This is a genomic window from Paenibacillus sp. HWE-109 (assembly GCF_022163125.1).
Taxonomy (GTDB): domain Bacteria; phylum Bacillota; class Bacilli; order Paenibacillales; family NBRC-103111; genus Paenibacillus_E.
In genome coordinates, this window is sequence record NZ_CP091881.1 from 2,611,966 (window position 1) to 2,635,638 (window position 23,673).

19 protein-coding genes and 2 pseudogenes are annotated in these 23,673 nt (G+C 46.0%); 15 read left to right on the forward strand and 6 right to left on the reverse strand.

The genetic code is table 11. The features are described 5' to 3' along the window. Window positions 1-22 precede the first annotated feature (22 nt). Window positions 23-256 (reverse strand): hypothetical protein, encoded by a 234-nt coding sequence (locus LOZ80_RS10705; protein WP_238171416.1) that lies wholly within the window; start codon window positions 254-256, stop codon window positions 23-25. Window positions 257-552: 296 nt separating this feature from the next. On the opposite strand from LOZ80_RS10705, the gene LOZ80_RS10710 reads away from it, so the two are divergent. After that, complete coding sequence (locus LOZ80_RS10710; RefSeq protein ID WP_238171417.1) at window positions 553-1,323, forward strand: DUF3891 family protein; 771 nt, start codon at window positions 553-555, stop codon at window positions 1,321-1,323. A 310-nt stretch (window positions 1,324-1,633) separates the two neighbouring features. On the opposite strand, the gene LOZ80_RS10715 is transcribed toward LOZ80_RS10710, so the two are convergent. From LOZ80_RS10715 to LOZ80_RS10730, 4 genes are all read right to left on the reverse strand, one after another. Then, window positions 1,634-2,296 carry a stalk domain-containing protein gene (locus LOZ80_RS10715; protein ID WP_079417748.1) on the reverse strand — a complete coding sequence of 221 codons (663 nt, stop codon included), beginning with the start codon at window positions 2,294-2,296 and terminating at the stop codon, window positions 1,634-1,636. Window positions 2,297-2,744: 448 nt separating this feature from the next. Further along, the gene (locus tag LOZ80_RS10720; RefSeq protein ID WP_079417921.1) at window positions 2,745-3,272 is read right to left on the reverse strand and encodes a DedA family protein; all 528 of its coding nucleotides are present in this window, start codon (window positions 3,270-3,272) and stop codon (window positions 2,745-2,747) included. A gap of 52 nt (window positions 3,273-3,324) precedes the next feature. Next, a complete protein-coding gene (gene pssA / locus LOZ80_RS10725; RefSeq protein ID WP_238171418.1) occupies window positions 3,325-3,867 on the reverse strand; it encodes a CDP-diacylglycerol--serine O-phosphatidyltransferase in 543 nt (180 codons plus the stop codon). Between the two features lie 15 nt (window positions 3,868-3,882). Further along, window positions 3,883-4,899, reverse strand: coding sequence for an AI-2E family transporter (locus LOZ80_RS10730; RefSeq protein WP_238171419.1), 1,017 nt, complete (start codon window positions 4,897-4,899; stop codon window positions 3,883-3,885). A 119-nt stretch (window positions 4,900-5,018) separates the two neighbouring features. Here LOZ80_RS10730 and LOZ80_RS10735 point away from each other — a divergent pair. The 6 genes and pseudogenes from LOZ80_RS10735 to LOZ80_RS10760 all read left to right on the forward strand — a co-directional run. Then, window positions 5,019-5,429: pseudogene (locus LOZ80_RS10735) on the forward strand (response regulator transcription factor); the annotation flags it as partial. Between the two features lie 58 nt (window positions 5,430-5,487). Beyond that, window positions 5,488-5,649: a hypothetical protein gene (locus LOZ80_RS10740; protein ID WP_238171420.1), complete on the forward strand. Its 162-nt coding sequence runs from the start codon at window positions 5,488-5,490 to the stop codon at window positions 5,647-5,649. Between the two features lie 24 nt (window positions 5,650-5,673). Beyond that, window positions 5,674-6,288 carry a hypothetical protein gene (locus LOZ80_RS10745; protein WP_238171421.1) on the forward strand — a complete coding sequence of 205 codons (615 nt, stop codon included), beginning with the start codon at window positions 5,674-5,676 and terminating at the stop codon, window positions 6,286-6,288. A 42-nt stretch (window positions 6,289-6,330) separates the two neighbouring features. Continuing rightward, a complete protein-coding gene (locus LOZ80_RS10750; RefSeq protein ID WP_238171422.1) occupies window positions 6,331-6,801 on the forward strand; it encodes a GNAT family N-acetyltransferase in 471 nt (156 codons plus the stop codon). A 55-nt stretch (window positions 6,802-6,856) separates the two neighbouring features. Next, window positions 6,857-7,387 (forward strand): GNAT family N-acetyltransferase, encoded by a 531-nt coding sequence (locus LOZ80_RS10755; protein ID WP_283214752.1) that lies wholly within the window; start codon window positions 6,857-6,859, stop codon window positions 7,385-7,387. 33 nt (window positions 7,388-7,420) lie between these two features. Beyond that, the gene (locus tag LOZ80_RS10760) at window positions 7,421-7,924 is read left to right on the forward strand and encodes a GNAT family N-acetyltransferase (protein ID WP_238171423.1); all 504 of its coding nucleotides are present in this window, start codon (window positions 7,421-7,423) and stop codon (window positions 7,922-7,924) included. 342 nt (window positions 7,925-8,266) lie between these two features. Here LOZ80_RS10760 and LOZ80_RS10765 read toward each other — a convergent pair whose 3' ends face one another. Further along, on the reverse strand, window positions 8,267-8,695 hold the full coding sequence (locus LOZ80_RS10765; protein WP_238171424.1) for a hypothetical protein: 429 nt from the start codon (window positions 8,693-8,695) through the stop codon (window positions 8,267-8,269). Between the two features lie 122 nt (window positions 8,696-8,817). Between LOZ80_RS10765 and LOZ80_RS10770 the strand changes: the two genes are divergently transcribed. From LOZ80_RS10770 to LOZ80_RS39455, 8 genes and pseudogenes are all read left to right on the forward strand, one after another. Then, a complete protein-coding gene (locus LOZ80_RS10770; RefSeq protein ID WP_238171425.1) occupies window positions 8,818-11,049 on the forward strand; it encodes a helix-turn-helix domain-containing protein in 2,232 nt (743 codons plus the stop codon). A 251-nt stretch (window positions 11,050-11,300) separates the two neighbouring features. Then, on the forward strand, window positions 11,301-12,242 hold the full coding sequence (locus tag LOZ80_RS10775; RefSeq protein WP_443147060.1) for an ABC transporter permease: 942 nt from the start codon (window positions 11,301-11,303) through the stop codon (window positions 12,240-12,242). A 24-nt stretch (window positions 12,243-12,266) separates the two neighbouring features. Further along, window positions 12,267-13,142, forward strand: coding sequence for a carbohydrate ABC transporter permease (locus LOZ80_RS10780; RefSeq protein ID WP_238171426.1), 876 nt, complete (start codon window positions 12,267-12,269; stop codon window positions 13,140-13,142). A 66-nt stretch (window positions 13,143-13,208) separates the two neighbouring features. Continuing rightward, window positions 13,209-14,843, forward strand: coding sequence for an extracellular solute-binding protein (locus tag LOZ80_RS10785; protein ID WP_238171427.1), 1,635 nt, complete (start codon window positions 13,209-13,211; stop codon window positions 14,841-14,843). Between the two features lie 14 nt (window positions 14,844-14,857). Continuing rightward, the gene (locus LOZ80_RS10790) at window positions 14,858-16,612 is read left to right on the forward strand and encodes a hypothetical protein (protein WP_238171428.1); all 1,755 of its coding nucleotides are present in this window, start codon (window positions 14,858-14,860) and stop codon (window positions 16,610-16,612) included. Window positions 16,613-16,627: 15 nt separating this feature from the next. Further along, window positions 16,628-17,659 carry a glycoside hydrolase family 88/105 protein gene (locus LOZ80_RS10795; protein WP_238171429.1) on the forward strand — a complete coding sequence of 344 codons (1,032 nt, stop codon included), beginning with the start codon at window positions 16,628-16,630 and terminating at the stop codon, window positions 17,657-17,659. A 14-nt stretch (window positions 17,660-17,673) separates the two neighbouring features. Continuing rightward, window positions 17,674-23,196 (forward strand): glycoside hydrolase family 99-like domain-containing protein, encoded by a 5,523-nt coding sequence (locus tag LOZ80_RS10800; protein WP_238171430.1) that lies wholly within the window; start codon window positions 17,674-17,676, stop codon window positions 23,194-23,196. A 168-nt stretch (window positions 23,197-23,364) separates the two neighbouring features. After that, window positions 23,365-23,533, forward strand: a pseudogene (locus tag LOZ80_RS39455) (transposase zinc-binding domain-containing protein); the annotation flags it as partial. Window positions 23,534-23,673: the final 140 nt, after the last annotated feature.

A 23,673-nucleotide genomic window follows, 5' to 3' on the forward strand; every position in this document is an offset into this window, starting at 1 on the left:
GACTACGGTAAAGTCGTGTAATTTAGCAGGTGGAACATTCTTCATACGTTTTACCTGCTGAACCGGCACTAGCCGCAATCGTCGTTACTTGAAACCAGGGATGCTGATCCAGCTGATTTGGTGTACCCTCATCTGCCGATATGTTGCATTTCTTTAGCACAACAAAAAAAAATCCCACCCCCAAGACTTGTTTCAGTCTTAGGGACGAGATTGTTGAACTCGTGGTACCACCCCAGATTCGCCAATATGTCGCCATATTAGCCTCTTCAAGTACGGCATTACATGTAATGCTTATACTTTAGCTCTGTAACAGGAGCTCCTGTCACATCATCCCCCTGTTTGACGGAGTTCCGATGTGCTACTCTGATGTTTTGGATACTCTGTTTGGCTTGCCATACATATCAGGATTAGCTGTACGGACGCCAGAGCCCCGTATAAGGCTACCATTGCTTGTTTGTTTTTTGTTTGACAAGGTTAACTATATTCATTATTTCCATTGACATCCTCTAAGTTGAAAAATAATATTACGTTATAAAAGCTGGGGGTGGAGTGATGATCGTTTATGAGCATAAGGGCACTTTGCGATTCTATGAGCAACATCAGCATGCTCAATTGGCGGGGAAGATAGCGGCTGCCTGGAAAAAGGATTATTTTATTGGAGCGGAGTACTGGGATGATGTGATGTATGCAGTGAAAGAGCATGATCGAGGTTGGATTGATCTGGATGACAGCCCGATGTGGGAAGTTGGTCAACGGTTGCCCTATGGCTTCTGGAACTATCCGCTTGCTATCAAAAAGCATTTTTACCACTTGGGCGTAAATGAAGTAGAGGACGTAAATCTTTATGCTGCTCTTCTTTGCAGCCTTCAATTCTGCAAGCTCTTGCAAATGATACCTGAAGACCCTCACGCTATTGATTTTCTTAAATTGGAAAAGAAACGTCAGGAAAGGCTCGAGGAACGACTTCATCTCCAGAGCCAAGATGCCAAGGAAAGACTTGCGTTTCACCTAGCCTTGCTCCGTTTCTGCGATGATTTGAGTATATATATGTGTATCCATCCTCCGGGCACTGTGAAGTCGAAGGAGACTTGGTTTCGTGATGGATTGACGGAAACCTTTGATTTTCTCGGGGGGAATCCGGTGATCCCTAGTTGGGACGGAGAAGCGATTGTCCGGCTTACCGCGTTCCCTTTTCAAACAGATTTGCAGCTGGAAGTTCCATATCGTGAAGTTGAGACAGCCGAAGTTTCACTGCTTGGATTAACTGGCGCCTATAAGCAAGCCAAGCTTTCCAAGCTATGCCTTACGTTGACAAAAGCTTAAACGATAAAGGAACTATGGATGGATGAGCAGCCGCGGCGTTGGAATGAACACGCAATAAAGACGATGAAATGGGGCTGTTCAAGGACGTTTTACCAGGAAGTAGCAGATGAGGTATTTATGGCATAAGAATTGCGAGAGAACTCTCTTGATCATGTTTCAGGGGTTGTAGAATATCCGAGCGTGTTTTTTGATTAAAAGTCTATCCCTAATCTGCAGGGTTTGAATATTGTCTAGTATAAAAAAGTCCTTGAAATCATTGATTTCAAGGACTTTTTCGGTATTTGGGGAGGTAAGCGTTCATTAGCAAGCTTTATTTATAGTAAGAAGTTGTTAAAGGTACGAAAATGCCTGATTTATCGTCATTTTCATAAGAATAGAAAACGGTGACATCACTTAATCCCGCTATATTGACTTCAATTGTTTTTAATCCGTCAGCGATACTCACGGTATCTTGTTTAAGCAAAACGCTGTTCTTGTCTTGAATTTTCAGTTGAACATCAGAACCGATAGCAGCAACTTGCAAATAAAGTTTTTGGTACTTGCCTTTTGGCTCTAAGGTGAAGTTGGATCCTGAGCTTTTAGTATCTTTAATGACTTCCGTATAATCTTTGCTTTTATATTTCGTCAAATTAGGATCTTTAATAGCTTGATAGAAAGTTTGTCCAGCATTAACGGGAGTGCCATCAACCTTTTCACCAAATAATACGCTGTTTGAAGCGGCATCATAGTCTACGGCTACGTTTAAAGAATTCGCTATAGCACGTGCTGGTAAGTAAGTGCTTCCATCATATGTAATCGGAGTTACTACATTCCCTTGTGCATCCAATAGCTGAACTGTCGCCCCGTTTACTTTTACCTTTATATCGTTGTTCAGATAAGCCTTAATTTCTTGTAAATTAGCTCCTGCATAAACGCCGCCTGCTGCGCCCAAAAGCAATGACAACCCGACGATAGAAACTATCGTTTTTTTCATCCGTATCTCTCCTCGTATCTGTATTAGTTCCAACTCACCTTTTACACTATATATAACAAATAAAGGAAATACAAGGGTCGAAAGGAGGAATATCCTTGTGCTTGAGATCAAGTCCTGCAAGGTGAAATATTCAATTGGACTGCTTGGAATTGACTAAATTCGAATGTTGAACTCCAGAGGGAACTGTGTTCCCTTATTTAGCCACGAAACGACCATTTGGCTTGTCAAAGGGAACTGAGGTACGCTAATTGGTCTAATTTGCAGGAATATCATCATTCAGAGGTGAAATAAGGGATCCTACTTCCCTTTCAGCTGGAAAAAGAAGGTTCTGGGGCAAATAGGGGATCATAGTTCCTTTTCGCGCGGGAGTGCAGACGATTTGCAATTTGCTATATAAGGTAAGTCTTGTCCATCCTATGACTTAACGCAAGGACGGCTCAAAGCGTCTCTAGAAGAACAAACGCAGCAATGAAGCATGATAATTGGAAAAATCGACGGATGCTCCCAGGAAGTAACCGATTGAGATAAAAATAGCACACCAGACCATAGCCCCCATGCCCGAATAGAGTATATATTTCCGGGGGCTCATAGCGCTCACTCCTGCCAAGTAACAGGTAAGATGGCGGAGACCTGGAATGTAGTAGCCGATGCATATGGCCCAGGGGCCATAGCGCTCGAACCAAGTCTCTGTTTTTTCCAGCCTTTTTGACGTAAGCTTGATCCATTTGCCGTATTTCCAGAGCAGCGGCTTGCCGAATTTGCGCCCGAGAGTGTAGCTGCACAGCATGCCGGTCATAGCCCCGAAGAAGCTGACCGCAAGGGATAGCGGGAGAAGGAGCAGCCCCATCGAGGAGAGGTAGCCGACAATCGTCATTAGGATTTCATCAGGGACGGGCAAGCCGATAATACCAAGAGCCAAACAGAAGAAAATGGCGATGTATCCGTATTGTATAATGATGTCTTGTAGGAAAGCTATGGCGGCCACGCTCCTTTTCTACTGGAAGTCTGCTGAGTTATCGGCGGTTGCCTCAGAAGCTTTTTTTGTGGATAAGATGGGGTTTGCTGATTTTAGGTATTCTGATTCGGCTAACCATCAGGCCGCACAATGCGATGACCAGGATCACCATTAATTCCATATGATTCAGGATCGGTGACCAAAGCGTAAGCACGGCTAACAGGCATCCTGCAATATGGATAGGCAAACCTGTATGATGACGATGAACACAGGTTGCAATGTTAAACCGAGCCAGGCGAAGTGCTCCGCAAATGATGAAAAGGGAAGCAAGCAGCAGCCCTGAAACGGGCAATTTGTGCAAGCTGATTAGATAAACGATCAAGGCTGGGGCCGCGCCGAAGGAAATCAGCTCTGCGAGCGAACGGAACTCTTTGCCGAATTCGGTGGCAAGGTTCAGTCTACTGACGATATACTCGTCAAATCCGGCCAATACAGCCGCTAGTACAATGCAAAGCACCGCTTGGGATGGTTTATCGTGAAACGAGAAAAACATGGACATCATGCCCCCACTGAGAACAGCCATTTTGAGCAAAGTAGGAATGGTTTGAACTGACATGGGATCACTCCTTTTCTAGGTGTTGGAAAGTTTGGTTTTTTCCGTTTTTTGAATATCCAGAATATCAAGTAAGAAAACAAAGGTTGGGATGCCGATGATCAATCCCCAAATGCCGAAGAAATGCTCGGAAAAGAGCAAAACAAGAAAGGTGTAGAAGACGGGCAAATGCGTTTTGGATGCCATCAGCCGGGGATTGAGCATGTAAGCCTCCACCGCATGAATAATCGTTACAGCAACAACTAGGTAGATAATATAAGTGAATCCGCCCAAACTAAAAGCAATCATACTTAATGGAATCAGTGATAGAAAGACGCCAGCCACCGGTACAAGCCCAAGGACATAAATAAGCAAGGCCAAACCGATCAGATTGGGAAAGCCCATCAGCCATAGCGCGAAGGTTGTCAGCAAGGAGTTGATCAAGGCAATCAGCAGTTGGGCTTCGATGACTTTGCCGAACGTCTGAACGAGTTTTTTGCCGAAAAACTCAACTTCCCTGGAGAACCAGCCCAGCTTGCTGGTGTGGAATTGCGCGGTAAATCGAATGACGTTTTCTTTGCCTAGCAGCAGGAACAGGCTGAGCATCAAGGCCAAAAAGGCTTGAAATCCGAGGTTGCCGATTTTGATCATAAAATCGAAGCCTGGCTTCACCATGCTTGGAAGGTCGAGACTGTCCAACCATGTGGTTATGTAGCCCGCCACTTCGTTTTGAGGATTGTCATAGAGCTGCCTGACAAGCTCGAACAGCTGGGCGATTTGTCGGACCAGAGCAGGGAAAAATTTTGCGCCTGCAACAATCAACAGCGTTAGAAGGGCACCATATATGAGCGCAAGCAGAAATTTGGAGTTGACGGGAACAATTTTTTCGATCCATCGCTTACTGTATTGGTGCAGCCGATTCATTAAAAATGTCAGCAAGAACGTCAGTAGAACAAGATTCAGCATGCTGCGAATAAAATAGAGAACAAGGCAAAACAATGCTAATACGGCAAAGCGCTGCACTTCTTTTTTTTGCAAAATAGCCTTGATATTCATAAACGACTTCCTTTCAGGACCTCAATTTCTATCTGCTCCATCCTGATTATAGCGGCGTGTTGTGTCCTTCATGTGTTTTATCAGGAGTAATTTTGTATAATAGCTCTATCTGAGAACACATAGAAAACACCAGAATCCGCTATTCTTGTCTTATAACGTACGAGTTAGGCGATTATTTCAAACGGGAGCAATGGATCGTCTATGAGGCGGAGAATGGCTTGCAAGCGCTAGAAATGCTGGAAAAGCTGGATGCCGATCTGGTTATTTTGGATATTCTTATGCCGGAGTTGGACGGATGGGCTGTTTGCAAACGGATTCGCGCCCAATCAGCCGTACCGATTATTATGCTGACTGCCAAATCCGAGGACGACGATAAAATGCTTGGATTTGAGTTGGGGGCGGACGATTACGTAACCAAACCCTTCAGCCCCAAAGTACTCGTAGCTCGAGCCATCAGTCTGATGAAGCGTGTCGAAGGAACCGTAGGGAAAGACGAGCACCTTCTGAATTTTGGGCAGATTTCCATTAATTGAAGGTCGCATCCGGGTATAAATTCGAGGAGGAATGATGAGATGAATAGGGGTTACGATGAAGCTGTTTGCATTCACAGCCTTCTTTTTTCTGTTGTTCTACGCGATCATTTTGGTGGGGCAGCTTAATTTATTTGAAACCTTTTATCAGCACCAGAAAACCGCATCATTAGAAAAACAGCTTAAGACTTTTAGTGACACTTACGAGAAAAAGCGTTGAGATGATCGCCGTATCTCTCGCGAAATGGCGCTGTTCATCAACCAAAATAAAGCGCAGCTTGCCATTCTGGGACCTGAAGGCAATATGAAGTATGATAACTTGTTTCGTATCGTCATTAAGGATGATAATGGAAACTCAATTCGCATCTCCCTCTCCTTTCTACTGAATTCCAACTTGAGGAAGCTGCTGGATGCGAACCTTCAGCGCGGAGATAAGATCGAGGTGCAGAGATACTTTGAGGAACAGAGCACGAAAGATCTCTTCTACCCGGTAATGATTCATCGAGAGGATGGCCCCAAGGATATAGGCAATTTAGATACGGTAACGAACGAGCCATTGGTTAAAATTTCGGGCGTTATCACCGACGGTGTACTGCCTTCGACTAATCAATGGAATTCGCGGCAAGGCATTTTGTTTCTTGCCCTTGAAGAATGGTTCCCGCTGACAGAAGAACGGAAAAGCATTTTAGATAACGGGAAAATGATTGAAGAGGAATGGACAGATACGATTAGTGGGACACGCAGCGTTGTTTTCATTCGACCCCTTATGCGCGATGGGAAGGTGAGTGAGCTGATCATTGTGCAGGCTTCCCTTCAGCAAATCAGTGAAGCTTTTGTAGCTTTTCTGCCGCCGCTGTGAAAAGATATTTTGTCATGTTGATACCTTGCAAGGAGTGGAATTATGGAATTCAGAACGATTGATGTTAAGAATAATAGAGAAACGATTATCTCTTTCCGCAAAGATTCCTATAGGGTGAGCTTTGGAAGCGATGAAGGTTTTGGCGATGAAGATGACTATGTAAAACGCATTGAAGAACGAATCAAATCCTTTCCTGATGGATTAGTTCTTGTTGAAGATAACGGCAAACCGATTGGCCAAATTGAGCTTCAAATCGTTCCCTATGAGGGGAGTGACATTGGTTACGTAAATCTGTTTTACCTAACACCTGAGTATCGCGGCAAGAGGCTTGGGCGGCACTTGTTGGCATATGCAGAAAGCTTTTTCAATAGGCATCAGGTGAAGGCGTATCATTTGAGAGTTTCTCCGACCAATCAATTTGCTGTTAAATTTTATGAGAAATCCGGTTTGAGGCTGCTGGAAGAAGAGACAAGCAAATATGTGGTTTGGAGGATGTTCAAGGAGCTAGACTGACGGATTATCCACGAGTAGCGGTGATGATATCAGGAAACAAGGGGGAGGAAATGATTTGAGCAGCAGCAACATCTATTTGAAACTTCTCGAAATGAAGGACGCCGAGGCTATTCTTGATATAAAGCGAAGAAATCGCGATTTTTTCCAACCCTTTGAACCGATCAGGGACGAATCACATTTTACCTTAGAAGGACAAGAAAATGAGATTGCCAATGGTATTCAAGGGGCGCAAAACGATCAATCTTATTTTTTTGGAATCTTTCTTAAAGAAAATGATGAGGTGGTCGGAAGAATTGCATTAACAGGCATTGCTCGCGGCGTTTTTCAAAACGCATTTATGGGCTATTACATAGATCAAAAGTACAACGGCAAAGGGTATGCAACCGCGGCAGTTTCATTATGTGTAGAAATTGCGTTTAGCGAGCTTAATTTGCACCGTGTTGAAGCTTCGGTCATGCCAAGAAACTTGCCGTCTATTCGAGTGTTATCAAAGGCTTGCTTTAGACACGAGGGGTTAGCTAAAACGTATTTGAAAATTAACGGGGCGTGGGAAGATCACAACATATTTGCAATTACGGCGGAGTAGTATGACACTGGCAGGGCAGATGGAGGAGAATCAATGCATATACGTATCTTGCACGAACGAGATGCCCAATTGTATCAAGAGCTGCGGTTGAGTTCGTTAAAAGTCAGCCCTGATGCATTCGGGTCAACGTATGAGAGAGAAGTGGAATTTTCACTAGAGACGGTAGCGGAACGTTTAAAGCCGACCTCTGGCAAATTTGTTTTAGGGGCTTTTGATGGCAGTGATTCGCTAGTTGGCATTGTGACTTTTGTGCGTGAAAATAGTCTTAAAACGGCCCATAAGGGCAATGTTTACGGCATGTATGTAGCACCGCTGGCACGAGGGACGGGTTTAGGCAAGCTGCTCATGCTGGAATTGATAAAACAGGCACGAGATCTCGATGGTTTAGAGCAAATAAACTTAATGGTTGTATCAAATAATGACTCAGCAAAGCAGTTGTATTTGTCCTTGGGATTTGTAGTTTACGGCGTGGAACCAAACGCGCTGAAGTTCAACGGGCAATATGCAGATGAAGATTTAATGGTTTTAAAACTGTAATTGCTACACGAGAAGAGGCTGTCCTATAAGTCGAATTAAGTAGGAAAGCGTCGATAGATGATGGGGTTGATTACTTTCATGTGGGATGAAGGGGTTTCCAGACCAGATCCGTTCACCCAAGTGTAAAAGCCTGCAAAAATATTCCAAGCGGATTCGGTTAAAAAGTGGAAATGCCTGCAATTGGAGCAAACGCAGGCATTTAATCGTTGCGGCTATACCAAGAGCAAAAAAGATGTATAATTGCAGGTTTAGAGAAAGTCGAACCTCTCCGAATCCCAATAGAAAAAGCAAAAAGCTGTCCCTCAAGTAGGTTTATCTACTTATGGGACAGCCCCTCTTTTGTTAGTTGCTCAGGCTTTCTAGAAGTGCTCGCAAGCGTACAGGTATTTCTGCTTTAAGCTCGTCCCATGTCACAAACATGTCGGGTGTCCATTCATAAGGTGTATAGATGAAGCTGGGCTGGAAGCTGAAGGTGCGGAGATGATCTTCGGCGAGCTTGTCGATGTTAACGCCGAATTTGAACTGCCCCTGGAACATCTCGTTTTCCAATACTCCGCCGTTTCCGGCAAATTCGTTGTTGACTGCTTCTACATCCGGAAGTAAGCGGAACAGCTCATCAAGCGCTGCCATCACATGCTTCCCAGGCTGCACATACACCTGAACGCGGCCATCTTCCTGTATATTGCTGCGATCGCTTAATAAACCAATCATATATTTCCCGTGGAAGCTGACTTCGCAATAAATGATCTCATCGTTATGTCCAATGTACACCCAAACATGCTCTAAATCGTAAATGAATGTAAAGAAATGAGAATTGTGCATGATTCTTCGAATTGCGTATTGACTTGGCGAACCGTCTCGTTGTACTTTGTACGAATAAAGGGGCTGTGCACATGAGGAAAAAGTGGAGAAATCGCCTTGTATTTGCTTATTTACCCGTCTTCATTCTCGTTATTGTTGTACTGCTGTGGATTTTTTTCGTCACGATGAGCGAGTTGTCCAAGCAGCAGGCGCTGAAGGCAAACGAGATCTACGCAGAAAATACGATGCAATATGTGGATTCTAAACTGCGAACCGTCGAACAATATATCGTGCAGACCTTTCTCGATGACCAATCTGTGATTGATTTTTACAACGTATCTCCGTTAGCGCAGAATCGTTATTTGAATGACCGAGACGTATATAAGAAATTGATTTTGCTGCGAGACAGCTTCAGTGAAATTGATTCCGTTTATTTATATCGCACCCGCGACCAAATCGTTTTAAGTGACTCGTCCATGATGGGGCTTGAACAATTCGCCAACAGCTCTTATTTGCATACTTTACTAGCCGCTCCTCCTGCCAATCGCTGGAGCATTGGTCGCGAGTATCTCGACAATTCCGGTGTAACGACACCTGTGGTTTCTCTCATCATGCGGATGCCTTTGCCGCTTGGAACGGATGGCGTGCTGGTTGCCAATATCAAATTGCATACGCTCTCAAAACTCATCGACAACGTGTCGCGTTCTAAATTTAGTTATCTGCACCTCCTGGATGCCCGTGGCGAATACATCATTGGTGATGACACGATAAGCGGAGCAGCAAGCAAGAATAGGGAAGATGTTACTGTTATTAAATCGGAATACACGGGTTGGACGATTCGCAGCGGATTTGTCGACGGCGTCGTCTTTCGCTTTCTGTCGAACCTCAATGCATTCTGGATGGTAATCGGCATCTTAACAGTTCTTGCAGGTGCTGCATGGATCGTATACGTGAGCCGACAAAACTATAAGCCGATTGAATCGCTGCTGGAGCGGCTATCTTCCGTTCCCTTGCAGAGACCCCATATTCTAGCCCAAGTGAAGCACGATGAATTCAAAATTATTGACAATCTGCTGGATCATCTGCTGGAGCAATTCGGCAAGTATCGATTGGAAAACGATGAGAATTTCAGCTATCGTCGGCGATATTTGTTCGAGGAATTGCTGACCGGAACACAGCTTAAGCTAGAAGATGGGTGGGACAAGGAGCTGTCGCGTTTCGGCTTTCAAGAGTCAAGCGATACATACAGGGTGGCCATTCTTGAGATCGACAAGTATTCGAATTTCACCTCAACTTACACGAATAAGGATCAATATTTGATTAAATTTATCATTGATAACGTTGTTCAAGAGCTGAGTCAGAATGCAGGCATCCTGATTTGTCCGGAGTGGATCGAGAAACATCGTCTTTGCGTCGTCTGTCAGATGCCGAACGAGCTAGTATCCAGTGATCTGCTTCATGAGATTATGCGCAAAACGGTGGATTGGGTCCAAACCAATGCAGCAATTACGATTACCTGTGGACTTGGGACGAAAGTATCAAGTCTGCAACGGGTATCAAGCTCCTATGAAGAAGCCTTGGAAGCGCTTAGCTATAAGACGACGTTCGGAATCAGCAGCGTCATTGATTTCAAGAATATCACTACTAAATCAGGGGAAGAAATATTCAGGTCGCTTCCATCTATACGTGAGCTGGTTCAACTATTCAGGATCGGAGATCCTCAGTGGGAACAGCACTATAAGACCTTGTTTGGTGAAATTCGCATCCAGTTGTTTTCACGGGAACAAGTTGTCAATCTGATGAATTATTTATTATTTCATTTTTACAAGGAAATGTCAGGGTTGTCCCCGGAATATCTGGAATGTTGGCGAGAATACGCGTTGAATCCAATTAATGAATGGATAGCGAGCTTCGATGCTGTAGATGAATTGGAGCATGAACTGCACGCTATTTTGCAGGATGCCTGCCATCGGCTTGATAACCTTCGCGCGCAGCGAAGCCAACATGATCTAATCGATCAAGTGAAAGCTTATATCGAAGTTGAATTTAACAATCCCGATTTCTCGCTTGTCATGCTGAGTGATCGATTTAAGTTGACACCGAATTATTTAAGCCGTTTGTTTAAAGAAGAATTCGGTGAGAAATTTATTGATTATTTGGCTGGGTTGCGGATCGAACAAGCCAAACATTTGCTGGTAACGACAACTACGGCAATCCAGGAAATCGCCGTGAAGGTTGGATATACACATACTTTTTCATTCATTCGTGTATTCAAGAAAATCGTGGGCCGGACACCAGGCGATTATCGCAAGGAGTTTCAATAATCGAAAACGATCGATTCAAGGATAGCTGAGCAAGTCCTTGAATCGATCGTTTTTTGTTGATAAAACCCTTATGTACTGCGGATTATTGAAGTTGTGCATCAGGTCTAAATGTGTGAATTGCCGTATCGAACGACTTCCGTGTACTGTTGAGTTGTGAGCGGAATACAAACGATCACAACCATGCGATATCACGCTCGGCAGGGCGACATAGGAGGTAAAGTCTCATGCAAGTATCTTCGAAGCACATAACTATGGATAGGGAAACAGAAACTTGGAGTCAAATCAAAGATACGAAAAAGAGGAGCCGTAAGTATATAAAGCAAAATATTCCGCTATATATCATGCTAACTCCAGCCCTTGTATGTTTTATCCTATTCAAGTATGCGCCGATGGGCGGGATCATTCTTGCCTTCAAGGACTATAACTTCTGGGATGGTATTTGGGGTAGTCCTTGGGTGGGGTTCAAGCATTTTGATTATTTATTTACGAATCCGCAAGGATGGAAAATCATTCGGAATACATTCATGCTTAGTTTGCTTAGCTTTATTGGATTTCCAGTTCCGATATTGGTTGCTTTGATGCTGAATGAAGTTCGGAAAATGTGGTTTAAGAAAATCGTGCAAACACTGCTGTATTTGCCTCATTTCCTTTCCTGGGTCATTGTCGGCGGCATCTTTATTACATTGTTTTCGCAGGATACCGGCATGGTGAACGACGTGCTGGAGAAGCTGGGGTTTGAGCGGTTTGCCTTTCTGTATCAACCGTTTTCCTGGATTACTGTTTTCATAAGCTCAGGTATTTGGAAAGAAGCTGGCTTCTCTGCGATTATTTATTTGGCGGCGCTTACGACGATTGATCCAAGCTTGTACGAGTCGACCGCCATGGATGGTGCTGGCAAATGGCGCCAGATGTGGCACGTGTCGCTTCCGGGCATTCGCCCGACTATCATTCTAATGCTGATTCTTGGCATAGGGCGTGTCATGGAGGTTGGCTTCGACCACATCTACGTGATGCAGAATCGTGTGGTTGCCGATATTTCAGAGGTTATCAGCACGTACACATTCAAGATAGGCATTCAGGGGGGCGAGTTCGGCGTTCCCGCAGCGATGGGATTATTTGAATCCTTAGTAGGCTTCACACTGGTACTAACAGCCAACCAAATTGCCCGCAAATTCAACCAGAGTCTATGGTAATCGAGCTTGAAAGGAAGTGAGAACATGAGAGAAAATACCGCAGGGAAATGGTTCCATGCATCGGTGCATACCATTCTGCTGCTCGCAGCCGTCAGCTGCCTGATACCGCTGATCAATATTATCGCTGTTTCGTTCAGCGACTCAGCGGCCATTGATTCCGGGTTCGTCTGGCTTTGGCCCATTCATTTCAATCTGGAAGCCTATAAAACCCTTTTTATCGGTTCGAGAGTCATCCCTTCCTTCATGAATAGCTTGTACATCACAGTAATCGGAACGGGGTTAAGCTTGCTCTGTACGACTCTTGCGGCTTACGCACTGTCCCGTAAATACTGCTATGGTCGTAAATTTATAACGCTGGCTATGGTGTTTACGATGATGTTCAGCGGCGGACTGATTCCCTTTTTTCTTCTGATGAAAACCTTAGGGCTCATTAACACCTACTGGTCTCTATGGCTCCCAGAGTTAGTTGGCGCCTATAATTTGCTGCTCATGCGAAGCTATTTCGAAGGAATTCCAGCCGAAATCGAAGAGTCTGCGCGCATCGACGGCTGTGGGGAATGGCGGCTTCTTGTGCAAATATTTCTGCCTTTGTCCATGCCTGTGGTTGCTACGATTTGCTTATTCTTGGCGGTTGGTTACTGGAACTCGTTCTTAAACGTTCTCATCTTCATCAATGATGCAGAAAAGATGAATTTGACCGTATTCGTGCAGCAAATGGTGCAAAGTCAGAGCATGCTGATTCAGACGATTGCCTTGCAGCCGGAAGATCTGGAGAATATGTCGCCTGAGGCTGTGAAAGCCGGAGGTATTGTGATCATGACCTTGCCGATGCTGATTGTCTATCCACTTCTGCAAAAGTATTTTGTAAAGGGAGTGATGCTTGGCGCAATTAAAGGGTAACCGAGAAATCGTGATAGGATAATGGGATTAGAAATCAGTTGATACATACAAAAGGGGATGAACGAAATGGGAGACTATAAGAAGAAAAGTACGTTATTGGCAGTGGTCACATTGTTGGCGGCAGGGACGGTAGCTGCTGGTTGCAGTAAACCGCAAGGAGAGAGCACCGTTTCCCCCACCAAAGCAGGGGCATCGACATCCGCACCTGAGAAACGGGGCAAAATCAAAATGTCCCTCTACGACCGCGGCAATACGCCAGCGGCAGAAGGCTCGATTACGAACAACCGCTGGACGAAATGGATTAATGAAAACGGGCCAGCAGATGTGGAATTTGTTGCCGTTCCTAGATTTGAATCCAAGCAGAAATTTAATACGTTGTTTGCTTCCGGAGAAGCGCCTGACGTGATCAATGAGTTTGAGACGGGCTACCGGGATCAGCTCTACAGTCAGAAGCAGCTAATGCCACTGGATGATCTGGTCAAGCAATATGCGCCGAACTACACGAAGATGCTGGATAAGTATCCAATCCTGCGCAAGATCGGCACGAAGCCTGACGGTAAAATGTACGAAATGGGACGTGTGATTCCCAGCTCCGTGCAAGTAGCTGTTTTCATCCGCACCGACTGGCTGAAAAAACTTTCGCTGCCCATCCCCCAAACACCGGATGAACTGCTTAAAGTTGCGAAAGCGTTCACAGAGCAGGATCCTGACGGCAACGGGAAAAAGGATACTTACGGCTATTCGCTCGCTTATTTAGGCGATGAGGCGATTGACGCTATGCATGGCAATACGATGTTTATTAAAGATGACAAGTTGACCGAGGATGAGGCGAGAATGAAAGCGGCCGTTTCCTTCAAAAAACGATTGTTTGACGAAGGGGTCGTAGATCGTGATTATTTGACAGATAAAAATGGCGAGAAGGCGAAGAAAGATTTTCTGTCTGGCAAGCTTGGCATCTATGTGGCTGACAATGCGAATGTTGATTTTCTAACGACGCTTCGCAGCACGAATAAAGAGGCGACGATAGCCCCGATGCTTATGCCGAAGACAGAATTCGGACAGTACACGATCAGAATGCTGAATCCGCTTCAGATGACGACTGTCGTGTATGCAGGCTCCAAAGATCCGGCCTCTGCCATGAAAGAGATGGACTTCATGCTGGCTGAGAAGACCTGGAAAACGCTCAAATTCGGCACGGAAAACGTTCATTGGAAAAATGATGAGCTGGGATGTCCGAGAGCGATTAATCCGGATTTGCGCAAAATTGAAATCGGGTATAACACGGATTTGTATATGTCAGCGACAACGATTGATTCCAAAGAGATTTGCAATATTCCAGTTGTTAACAAGGAGATTCCGAATTCCGAGGAATGGAGCAAAATCAAAAATGAAACCCGCGATCTGTACGAGAATCCTGCTGTTCCGCTGTATACGCTAACTCATCTTGAGCATATGCCAACGCTTCCGGCTGATTTGCTCAAAATTAACAACGATTGGACCCAGCAAAGCAAGGACCTGATCGCCAAGACAGTTGTTAGCGGGGGCAGCTATACGGTTGATCAAGCGATGAACGACCTGAAAAGCTTAAAACAGAAGATTGGACAAAATCAGACGCTGGATTGGTACGCGAAGTGGTATGAGCAAAATAAAAAGAATGCGTTCCTGACCAAAGACATTTACCAATTTCTAGCCAAAAAATAATAAGGTGAGATAACATGGATTTCATTCAATTGTCCAGCGATGCAGAGTTTCTGGCAAGCAAGGCCATGATGAGCTTCGCAGAAAGAAGCGACTACTTGCTAGATAAGCAAATCCAGCAGGATTTGTCCAAGGATCTATACGGAGGCATCGCCATAGCGAACCTAAGTAAAGCCATCTATGTAGAGGCAAGCAATCAGAGTTTGGTGCGCACCGCTGAATGGTTTAAGCATCCGCATCTTTATGGGCGCGATCCGCAAGGAGAATCGGATTTTGCCGCGATAAAGCTTATACGCGCCTTGTACCAGTTTGAATCGGTTGGGCTTTTGGAGGAACAGACCTGCAGTGCCATCCGAAATTTTTATCTGAGTCATAATTTTGAAAGCAAATACAAGTCGGAGAATCATATGCTGCTTTTCCATACGTCGCGGTATCTAGCCGCACATAAGTTTCCGCTAGAGTGCTTCAAGGCGTATGGAAAAGAAGGCAGGGAACTTCTGGAGGAGGAAGGAAACTTCCTCCGGGAATACCTTGTATTCCGAGCCAAGCGGGGATGGGCAGAGTTTGATTCCTCCAGCTACATGCCGGAAGTCATGGAGTGCCTGCTGTGTCTTTATGATTACGCTAATGACCTGGAACTGGTTAAGCTTGCCGGGATGATGCTGGATGTATTGCTGCTGGATATGGTATGCGATAGCCTCGACGGTTTGTACGGAGGTGCTCATGGCCGCATCTATGCGCCTGTCGCCTTGGATCATGCCCGCAGCGGTACATTTCCTATATACGAGCTGTATTTCGGGCATAGCTACAGAGCGATGATTCAGGCTCCCTGCCTGATTGCTGCTATTTGTTCGAATTATCGGCCCTCTCAGCAGATTTATGAGATTGCACTGGGGCGAACGAAGGCTTACGTTCATCAAGAAAGCAAGCATTTACACTGCATCACCTGTGAAACGCCGCACAAGCAGCTGCCGCAGGAGGAAGGAAGCATTAACAAATATACGTATTGCACACCCCGCTTTATCATGGGGGCCGTGAATTATCAAGATGCCTACGCTCAGGGCAGCGAAGCGGGCTGGTATGCCCATCATCAGCAGCATCAGTGGGATTTGAGCCTTCCAGAGGCAACCAACTTGAAGATTTTCAGTCATCATCCAGGGCATCACGGCACAGAAGGAAGCGAGCATGGCTACTGGACGGGAGATTTGGGCTGCGGCTGCGGCCACTTTTTCGGTGAAAAAAATGTCGTGATGGCCATGTATCAGATTCCAGAGACACAAGCGCTGCACTGGATTCACGTCCATATTCCGAGGGATGCCTTTGATGAGGTGGAGGAAGAAGGCAACTACCTTTTCCTGCGAAAATCAGGGATCTACATCTCCTTATTTATCTACAACGGCTATAACTGGACAACAGAAGGTGAATTCGCCGGAAGAGAAGTCATCAGCCATGGAAGGCGCAATGCGGTTATGTGCGAAGTGGGAGATGATCGGACCTATGGGGATTTTGCGTCGTTTCGCAGGATGATTGTGCAGAACCGCCTAGATTTCGATCCTGTCCGAATGGAGTTAGCATACCGTTCCTCCCAAGTGGGGGAGCTGTTCATGAACGAATCCATGCGAGCGATACAAGGAGAAACGGTGATCTTTCCGTATCCGACCTATAACGGTCCTTATATGGTTTCCGCTTTTAACAGTGGAGTGATTGAAGTGAGGTCCAATGGAAGTAAGGCCATCTACGATTTTAACCAAATAACGGTCAAACAGGAATAACCGGAGGTGTGTAAAGTGAAAGGAATATTGAAGAAAGTAGCGCAAGCGACGATGCAGATGGATTTTAATGTAGACAAGAAGGGCGACTGGGACTGGGGCGCAGGCGTCGCTTTGTACGGATTGCGGAAAGTTTATGAGACGACAGGAAGCCAGGAGATTTACCAATTCATCAAGACGTTCATCGACGGTAACATGGCGCAAAGCCAGAAGATTTCGTACAACATCAATACCACTGCACCGCTGCTTTCCGTTTTGCTGCTTTATCGAGAAACAGGAGAACCGCATTATCTTGATTTTGCCGAAAAATTCGCCAGTTGGCTGATGAAGGAAGCACCAAGGCTGTCCAACGGGGCTCTTGAGCATACCGTCATTAACGATAAGTTTGCCGGAGAGATGTGGGTCGATACCGTATTTATGGCCGGGGTATTCCTAACCGAGTTGGGACAGTTGGTGAATAATGCGGCTTATATTGAGGAAGGGCTGCGGCAGGCAAGACTGCATATTGAGTACCTTCAAACCGGGGACAATGGCTTGCTGTACCATGGCTACAGCTTATTAGGCAACGATCATCTCAGTGGCTGTCTCTGGGCCAGAGGAAACAGCTGGGTCACGATCAGCATACCGGAAATATTCACAACCTTGAAAGGTTATGAGCAGGAGAAGGAATGGTTTTTCGGAAGAATTCAGCGGCAAGTCGAAGCCTTGGCAGCTGTTCAGAATGACACGGGCCTGTGGCCCACGATTCTAACTGACGCCTCCTCCTATGAGGAAACCTCCGCCACGGCGGGCTTTGTATATGGCATATGGAAAAGTATGCAGATGGGGTATTTGGATCGCAAATACTTGCGCTGCGCGGAGAAAGGCTATAAGGCTGTACTTCAGCATATTACGGAGGAAGGAACGGTGACGAGTGTTTCGGCAGGAACGGGCATTCAACACAGTATACAGGAATACAAAGCGATTCCTAGGGACTCGATTATGCCGTGGGGCCAAGGAATTGCCTTGCTGATGTTATGCCAAGAGATGCACGAGCATGTTAAATCATGAAGGGGGCAAGTGATATGGGGACAAGGCGCAGGTTCGTAGCTATCCTTATGTTGGTGTGTATGTTGTCCACGTTAATCGTAAATCCTTGGGAAACTTCCACGGTTTATGCCGATCCGATAGCTTCTCCGGACAAAGCGGAATATATCTTGGACGAAGATTTTTCTAACCTTGCCACTTCCTATGAACCTACGGACATTGTACCCAGTGGTTGGGATGTGAAAAGAGCGGGGGGCTCCATTTCCTACAGCTTCAATAATTGGTTCAAAATCAGCGATACCAGCGATGTGCTTCCCGTTTCCTTGAACAAGAAGATCCGCTCCCAGCCTAGCGGGACCCTTACTCTGGAGTATCGCTTTAAAATGCCGGCTGTCGTAAACGGCGTAAAATGGCAGCTTCGCAGCGGAGTCACCGAAGGGGTTAGCCTTGAGGTGAAGAATGGCAATCTAGTGCTTAAATCCAGCGATGCCAGTTACAATCTTCAGACGATTAATGCGAATACGGAATATGGGGTTAAAGTGATCGTTAATTTGGACACGAAAAAAGTTCAGGTTTATGTAAACGGTTTATTGAAGGCATCGGAGAAGAATTTTACTCATGATGTGGCATTGATAGACAACTTTCTCGTTACTACAGGTGATGTTACAACGGGAGAACTGTTTTTCGCTCCAGTGAAAATTTACAAAGGGTATGCCATTAATGAAAGGTTTCTTTCAACGGTTCAAGGTCCCTTGCCTGAGGATTGGCAGTCACAGACGAACGGCGGTGTGATCGCCGTGGAGAAGATGGATAATGCCAAGCCGCCGGATGTATTTAGTCTGAAAATGAACGCAGCTCAAGCTGCTTCAGCTATGCGTATAAATAAATCTATCCCTGCTCAGGATGGAAATCTCATTTTTGAGTATAAAATATTTATTCCGGTCAAGATGGACGATTTCTCAGCAGCGCTAAAAAATGAAAACACAACAGTCTTCCAGTGGCTTACCAAAGACGGCAAATTTGCATATAAAAACACAAGCGGTCAAACAGTGGGTTTTTACGACTATATCCCTAACCTGTGGTATCATGTGAAGCTTAAACTGAATACAGAGACAGGCAAAGCAGATCTGTATCTGAACGGCAAATTGAAAGTGGAACAAATCGATGTCCCATTAAGCCCAGTTGACCATGTTGTTTTTTCAATTGAAGGCGCCAATAGAGGAAGTATGTCCTTGGATGATATCCTTCTGTATCACGAGGCGGCAGAGCCTCAGGATTATGTGCCCGTACCTGTCCCGGTACCATCCAGTGGCGAATTAGTAGGGACTCAAGCTTGTTCCTTGTGGAGAGAGGGGCAGCACCTTGGTTGGGATCGCATCAATCCTTATCCAGAAAGGGTGCCTTATCTTGGATTCTATGATGAAGGCAACCCGGAGGTCGCCGATTGGGAAATCAAATGGATGGCTGAGCATGGCATTGACTTCCAGATGTATTGCTGGTACAGACCAACAGGCACGGAAGGGAAGCCGATCAAGGAGCCTCGCTTGGGTGCAGCGCTTCATGATGGTTATTTTAATGCCAAATACAGCAATAAAACCGATTTCATGATCATGTGGGAGGCTTCTTCGTCCAAAGTTAACGGTAGCGCCGATTTTCGGAACAATGTCGTGCCCTACTGGATGGAATATTACTTCAAAGATCCCAGATATGTCGTCATTGACAATAAGCCTGTCATTGGGATTTTCAGTTATTCCCGTTTGAAACGGAATTTTGGCGGTACGGCGGCGGGGGTTAAAGCCGAAATAGACTATTTGAGACAGGCGTGCAAAGATGCCGGCTTCGATGATGTCATTATTTTGATCTCCAATTCAAGTGCTGACCCTGCTGTTATCGAAGAAATGAAGACCGAAGCGGGACTGGATGCGATGTTTTCCTACTCATGGGGAGCTTATGCAGGCAAGGAAGAATTGCAGAAGACAAAGCTCGAGCAGCAAAGAGATGCTGGTTCTATGGATGTCGTTCCCGTTGTCAGCATGGGGAGGGATGATCGCGCTTGGGATGGTCCTGCCGGATACTATGCGTCGCCTGCCGAGTTTCAGTCAACGGGGCAATGGGTGAAAGATACCTTTGTGCCATCCTTGCCAGCCAATAGTGTGGGCCGGAAAATGGTGCTCTTGGACAACTGGAATGAGTATGGAGAAGGCCACTTTATTATGCCTGCTGGACTTCACGGTTTCAATTATCTGAATGCGGTACGCAGCGTGTTTACGGAAGGCGGAGAACATTCGGATGCGATGCCTACTGAGGCGCAGAAAGAAAGACTCCGTGGCTTGTATCCCGAGGGGCGGATTGTGCCTCCCAAAACGGTGGAAGTTCCGCCGATCACGGAGACCACACCGCTAATTTACAGCAAGTTGTGGGATTTTAACACAGATGGGGACACTCAGGGCTGGACGGTTGCGAAGCAAGTGTATCATGTGACTGTTAGTGGAGGCCACTATTCGGGTACATCGACGGGCAGCGATCCAGGCATCCATTCGCCGGCTGGCTTAGGCCTATCTGCAGAAGACAATCCATATATCCATATCCGCATGAAAAATAGCTCCAGTGATACGGCCGGGCAGATTTATTTCATTACGGAAACCGATAAAACATGGAATGAAGCCAAAGGAATTGGTTTATTTATAAAACCAAATGACAGCGGTTACACAGACTATTATGTTCCCATGTGGAGCAATAAGAAATGGACGGGAAGCATTGAAGCCATCCGGTTCGATCCCCTGACAACAACAGGTGATTTCAGCATTGACCAGATCGGAATCATCAACGTCCCCCTAACGGGTGTGAAGATGCATCTGAACGGGCAACCGATGAAAACCGTAACACCGCTGGAAATGAGGGACGGCAGCGTCATGCTGCCGCTGGCCGAAGTTCTGGCGAAGGATGGGATACTGGCAGAACGGGATGATACTGGCGCCATCCTTGCTGTCAAGAATGGCATCGTTATTCGGGTCTTACCAGATCAGCTTACCGCTTATAAAGGAAATACGGCTGTAACTTTGCAGCATATTCCTGTAGCGTCCAGCTATGACCTGCTTGTTTCATCTGATGCGCTCAAAGAATTGTTTGGATACAACACAGCATGGGATGCGCTTGCGGAAACTTTGTATGTTTCAGGCCCCTTCAAACTAACAGGAGATAATCTGTTGACAGACCCGGGGATGGAAATGAGCACGCTTGCCTACTCCGGCGAAAGAGTCGCCATGGAGCTAAGCACCACGGAGTCTCATTCCGGCCATCAGTCTGTGAAAATCACCAAGGATTATGCCTATGGGAAAATACTTTTCCCCGGCGTAGAGAATGAGAAAGAATACTATTACTCGGCTTGGGGCAAGCTGGCTGCCGGCTCCACAGCGGGGGAGAAGATCCGGATTTGCTTGCAGTACAAAGTGAACGGAGAAACCAAACAAGTGGTCATGGTTACGGGGCCAGCTATGGATGCCTCCACCTGGAAAAAGGCAGAAGGTTATTTTAAGCTGAATGAAACCGGCAATATTACGAATTTGACGATGTATATCTATACGGATTTTCCGGCAGCCGCAGACAGCTATTATTTGGATGACGTGGAGATCCGTCCAGTGACTTATGCCAATGATCCAATTCCGGCTAAAGTGTCGGGAGTCAGTTTGAATAAAACAGCGATAGAGATGAATCCTGGAACGACCACAAGGCTAAAGGCGGCAATACTGCCACTTAACGCGGTGGAAAGATCAGTTGTGTGGAGCTCGAGCAATCCAGAAGTGGCCATCGTAGACGTGAATGGGGCTGTTTATGGGAAAAAAGAGGGAATCGCTCAAATTATGGTTACAACTGTAGATGGCGGGAAAACGGCTGCTTCCTCTGTCACCGTCCGATCAGGCGTTCATGAAACGGTTACTTTGACCGTTAAGCCTGACGGAAGCGGCGATTTCCTCTCTCCCAAATTGGCTAATGACAGCATCCAGGATAGCAGCTCTGCGAAGCCGTATGTCATTGAAATCTATCCAGGCGTATATACGGAGAAAAATTGGGTGGTGAAGCCATATACCACGCTGCGAGGAACCGACAGAGATCAAGTTGTCCTGAAGGGAGAGAACGCAGCCTCAGCCACGAACAGTGAAATTACCAATCAATCGACGCTATGGTTGAAGGCAACAGCCAATCTGGAGAATCTCACAGTTACCGCCAAAAACATGCGATATCCGATTCACATCGAAGATAATGGCAATAACAAGGATGCGATCCATATCGTGAAAAATGCTCATATCGAGCATTACGGCAATCTGGAAGCAGTTGAGTATCGAAAGGGCTGGGTGGCTGCACATCCGGGAATTACGCCACCGGACGACTTAGATCCGGCTAAAGTATGGGGAGGAATCAGCGGGGTTGGTTCCCACGCTTGGGGGTATGGCTCCGCCAGCGGTGTAACGGAAATTGTGTATGGCAGCACTTTTGTGTCCAAAGCTGATGGCTGGTATGTGCACAATCGGGAGGATTTCACCAAACCACAGATCAATGTCATCAATAACAGCAAAATTGTTTCGACGGAAACTTTGAAGCCAATTATGATCGAATCGTTAGGCAGCGGGACCCGAGATGAGGTTATCTTCAATAACACCGAGATTATAGGCACTTATATGGTTCAGGACGATTTGCCTTGGATTACCCAAAAGCCGGAAAATCAATATGCCAACCATGCGGATTATCGAGTTACTTTGAACAACAGCACACCTATTGGCTATTCGGATGAGCACCGGGGAAGAGCGCTGGCCATATTCAGCAAGTCGACTGGCAGCAGTTCCAGTGTAAGGGTCAGCGGCAGTGCTGTGCCGGCTCTTCTGGGGGCGTATGAAACCCGGGACGGAGGCGGTGGGCTGAGCGGCTATTTATACGGGTATTGGGATATTTCCGGGATCAAAGTAGGCCTTAACACCAACATTGATGTCAATAATACGCTTGGCAGAAGGCTGGGGGATTGCACGTTCCTGAACCAAACACTGCAAGTGACATTTGAAGATGGAACAACCAAAACAATCGTATTTAATGAGAATTATACGAATCAGCCCAACGCCTATATTGTAGCGCAAATGAATAACGTTCTGGGAGCTTCAGGAAGAACGGCGGAGTATAACGTCACAGGGACGGAATACTATCCACAGGTGCCAGATAAGCAGCTAACCTTGCAAAATCATACAGCTGTGGGCATTCCCCGATTTGCAGCCGTGCGCTATGATACGGACACTAACACGCTGCGGCTCATGAGCGCCGGTGATTCTGCTGAGAGCTTTGTAGGCATCACGCTGGAGCGGATCATACCAGGGAAGTCGGGAAGAGTGCTGACGGAGGGGATTATGAAAAAAAGCCAATTGAATGGGTTTACGGGAACCTTGGCGAAAGACACGCCGATTTCCATCGGCACGCAAGCTGGGAACTTCGTGATTGGAAACTCCAGTCAACCTGCACTTCTCGTGGGCATACAGACAGATTGGGCTTATTTTAAAGGGAATAAAAATCCGAATTAAGTAAACGAAGACGCATCTTCTCTTTCGGGGGGAGATGTGTCTTTTTTAGAATAATAAAGTATAAATTTTGCGTGGATTTAAGGGGTTCTACCTTTTTAGTTTTTGGGTCCATTTCGAATATGAAACAGGACATCCTACACCGAATGTTCTTTGATGAGAATTGGCAGTGAAGGGTGCCACATTCTTAAGGTGGTACCCTATGGGTGCAAGGGACGTTTCTGAACGATGTGTTCATGCGGAGAAACGGAAGGAGTGGAGCCGGGTCTTGTCTGGGGACGTATGTCAAGTCAACCATAGACAGGGTATCTTGACAATCGACGAAGGTCTAAGAGACATGTGTATAAATAAGCTATTTGGCAGAATGAGATCCGCTAGCTTTGCAATCGCGCGAAGTTAAGGGAACGTGAAGCCGCGATACTAGCAACATGTGTCATGATCGCGAGTTTGAGGGAACTACAGTACGCTATAATTCTGAAA

Excerpts from the sequence above, each read along its gene's own strand:
- LOZ80_RS10705 (WP_238171416.1), bottom strand. The coding sequence starts at position 256 with ATGGCGACATATTGGCGAATCTGGGGTGGTACCACGAGTTCAACAATC.
- LOZ80_RS10710 (WP_238171417.1), top strand. The coding sequence starts at position 553 with ATGATCGTTTATGAGCATAAGGGCACTTTGCGATTCTATGAGCAACAT.
- LOZ80_RS10715 (WP_079417748.1), bottom strand. The coding sequence starts at position 2,296 with ATGAAAAAAACGATAGTTTCTATCGTCGGGTTGTCATTGCTTTTGGGC.
- pssA (WP_238171418.1), bottom strand. The coding sequence starts at position 3,867 with ATGTCAGTTCAAACCATTCCTACTTTGCTCAAAATGGCTGTTCTCAGT.
- LOZ80_RS10730 (WP_238171419.1), bottom strand. The coding sequence starts at position 4,899 with ATGAATATCAAGGCTATTTTGCAAAAAAAAGAAGTGCAGCGCTTTGCC.
- LOZ80_RS10740 (WP_238171420.1), top strand. The coding sequence starts at position 5,488 with ATGAAGCTGTTTGCATTCACAGCCTTCTTTTTTCTGTTGTTCTACGCG.
- LOZ80_RS10745 (WP_238171421.1), top strand. The coding sequence starts at position 5,674 with ATGGCGCTGTTCATCAACCAAAATAAAGCGCAGCTTGCCATTCTGGGA.
- LOZ80_RS10750 (WP_238171422.1), top strand. The coding sequence starts at position 6,331 with ATGGAATTCAGAACGATTGATGTTAAGAATAATAGAGAAACGATTATC.
- LOZ80_RS10760 (WP_238171423.1), top strand. The coding sequence starts at position 7,421 with ATGCATATACGTATCTTGCACGAACGAGATGCCCAATTGTATCAAGAG.
- LOZ80_RS10770 (WP_238171425.1), top strand. The coding sequence starts at position 8,818 with ATGAGGAAAAAGTGGAGAAATCGCCTTGTATTTGCTTATTTACCCGTC.
- LOZ80_RS10775 (WP_443147060.1), top strand. The coding sequence starts at position 11,301 with ATGGATAGGGAAACAGAAACTTGGAGTCAAATCAAAGATACGAAAAAG.
- LOZ80_RS10780 (WP_238171426.1), top strand. The coding sequence starts at position 12,267 with ATGAGAGAAAATACCGCAGGGAAATGGTTCCATGCATCGGTGCATACC.
- LOZ80_RS10785 (WP_238171427.1), top strand. The coding sequence starts at position 13,209 with ATGGGAGACTATAAGAAGAAAAGTACGTTATTGGCAGTGGTCACATTG.
- LOZ80_RS10790 (WP_238171428.1), top strand. The coding sequence starts at position 14,858 with ATGGATTTCATTCAATTGTCCAGCGATGCAGAGTTTCTGGCAAGCAAG.
- LOZ80_RS10800 (WP_238171430.1), top strand. The coding sequence starts at position 17,674 with ATGGGGACAAGGCGCAGGTTCGTAGCTATCCTTATGTTGGTGTGTATG.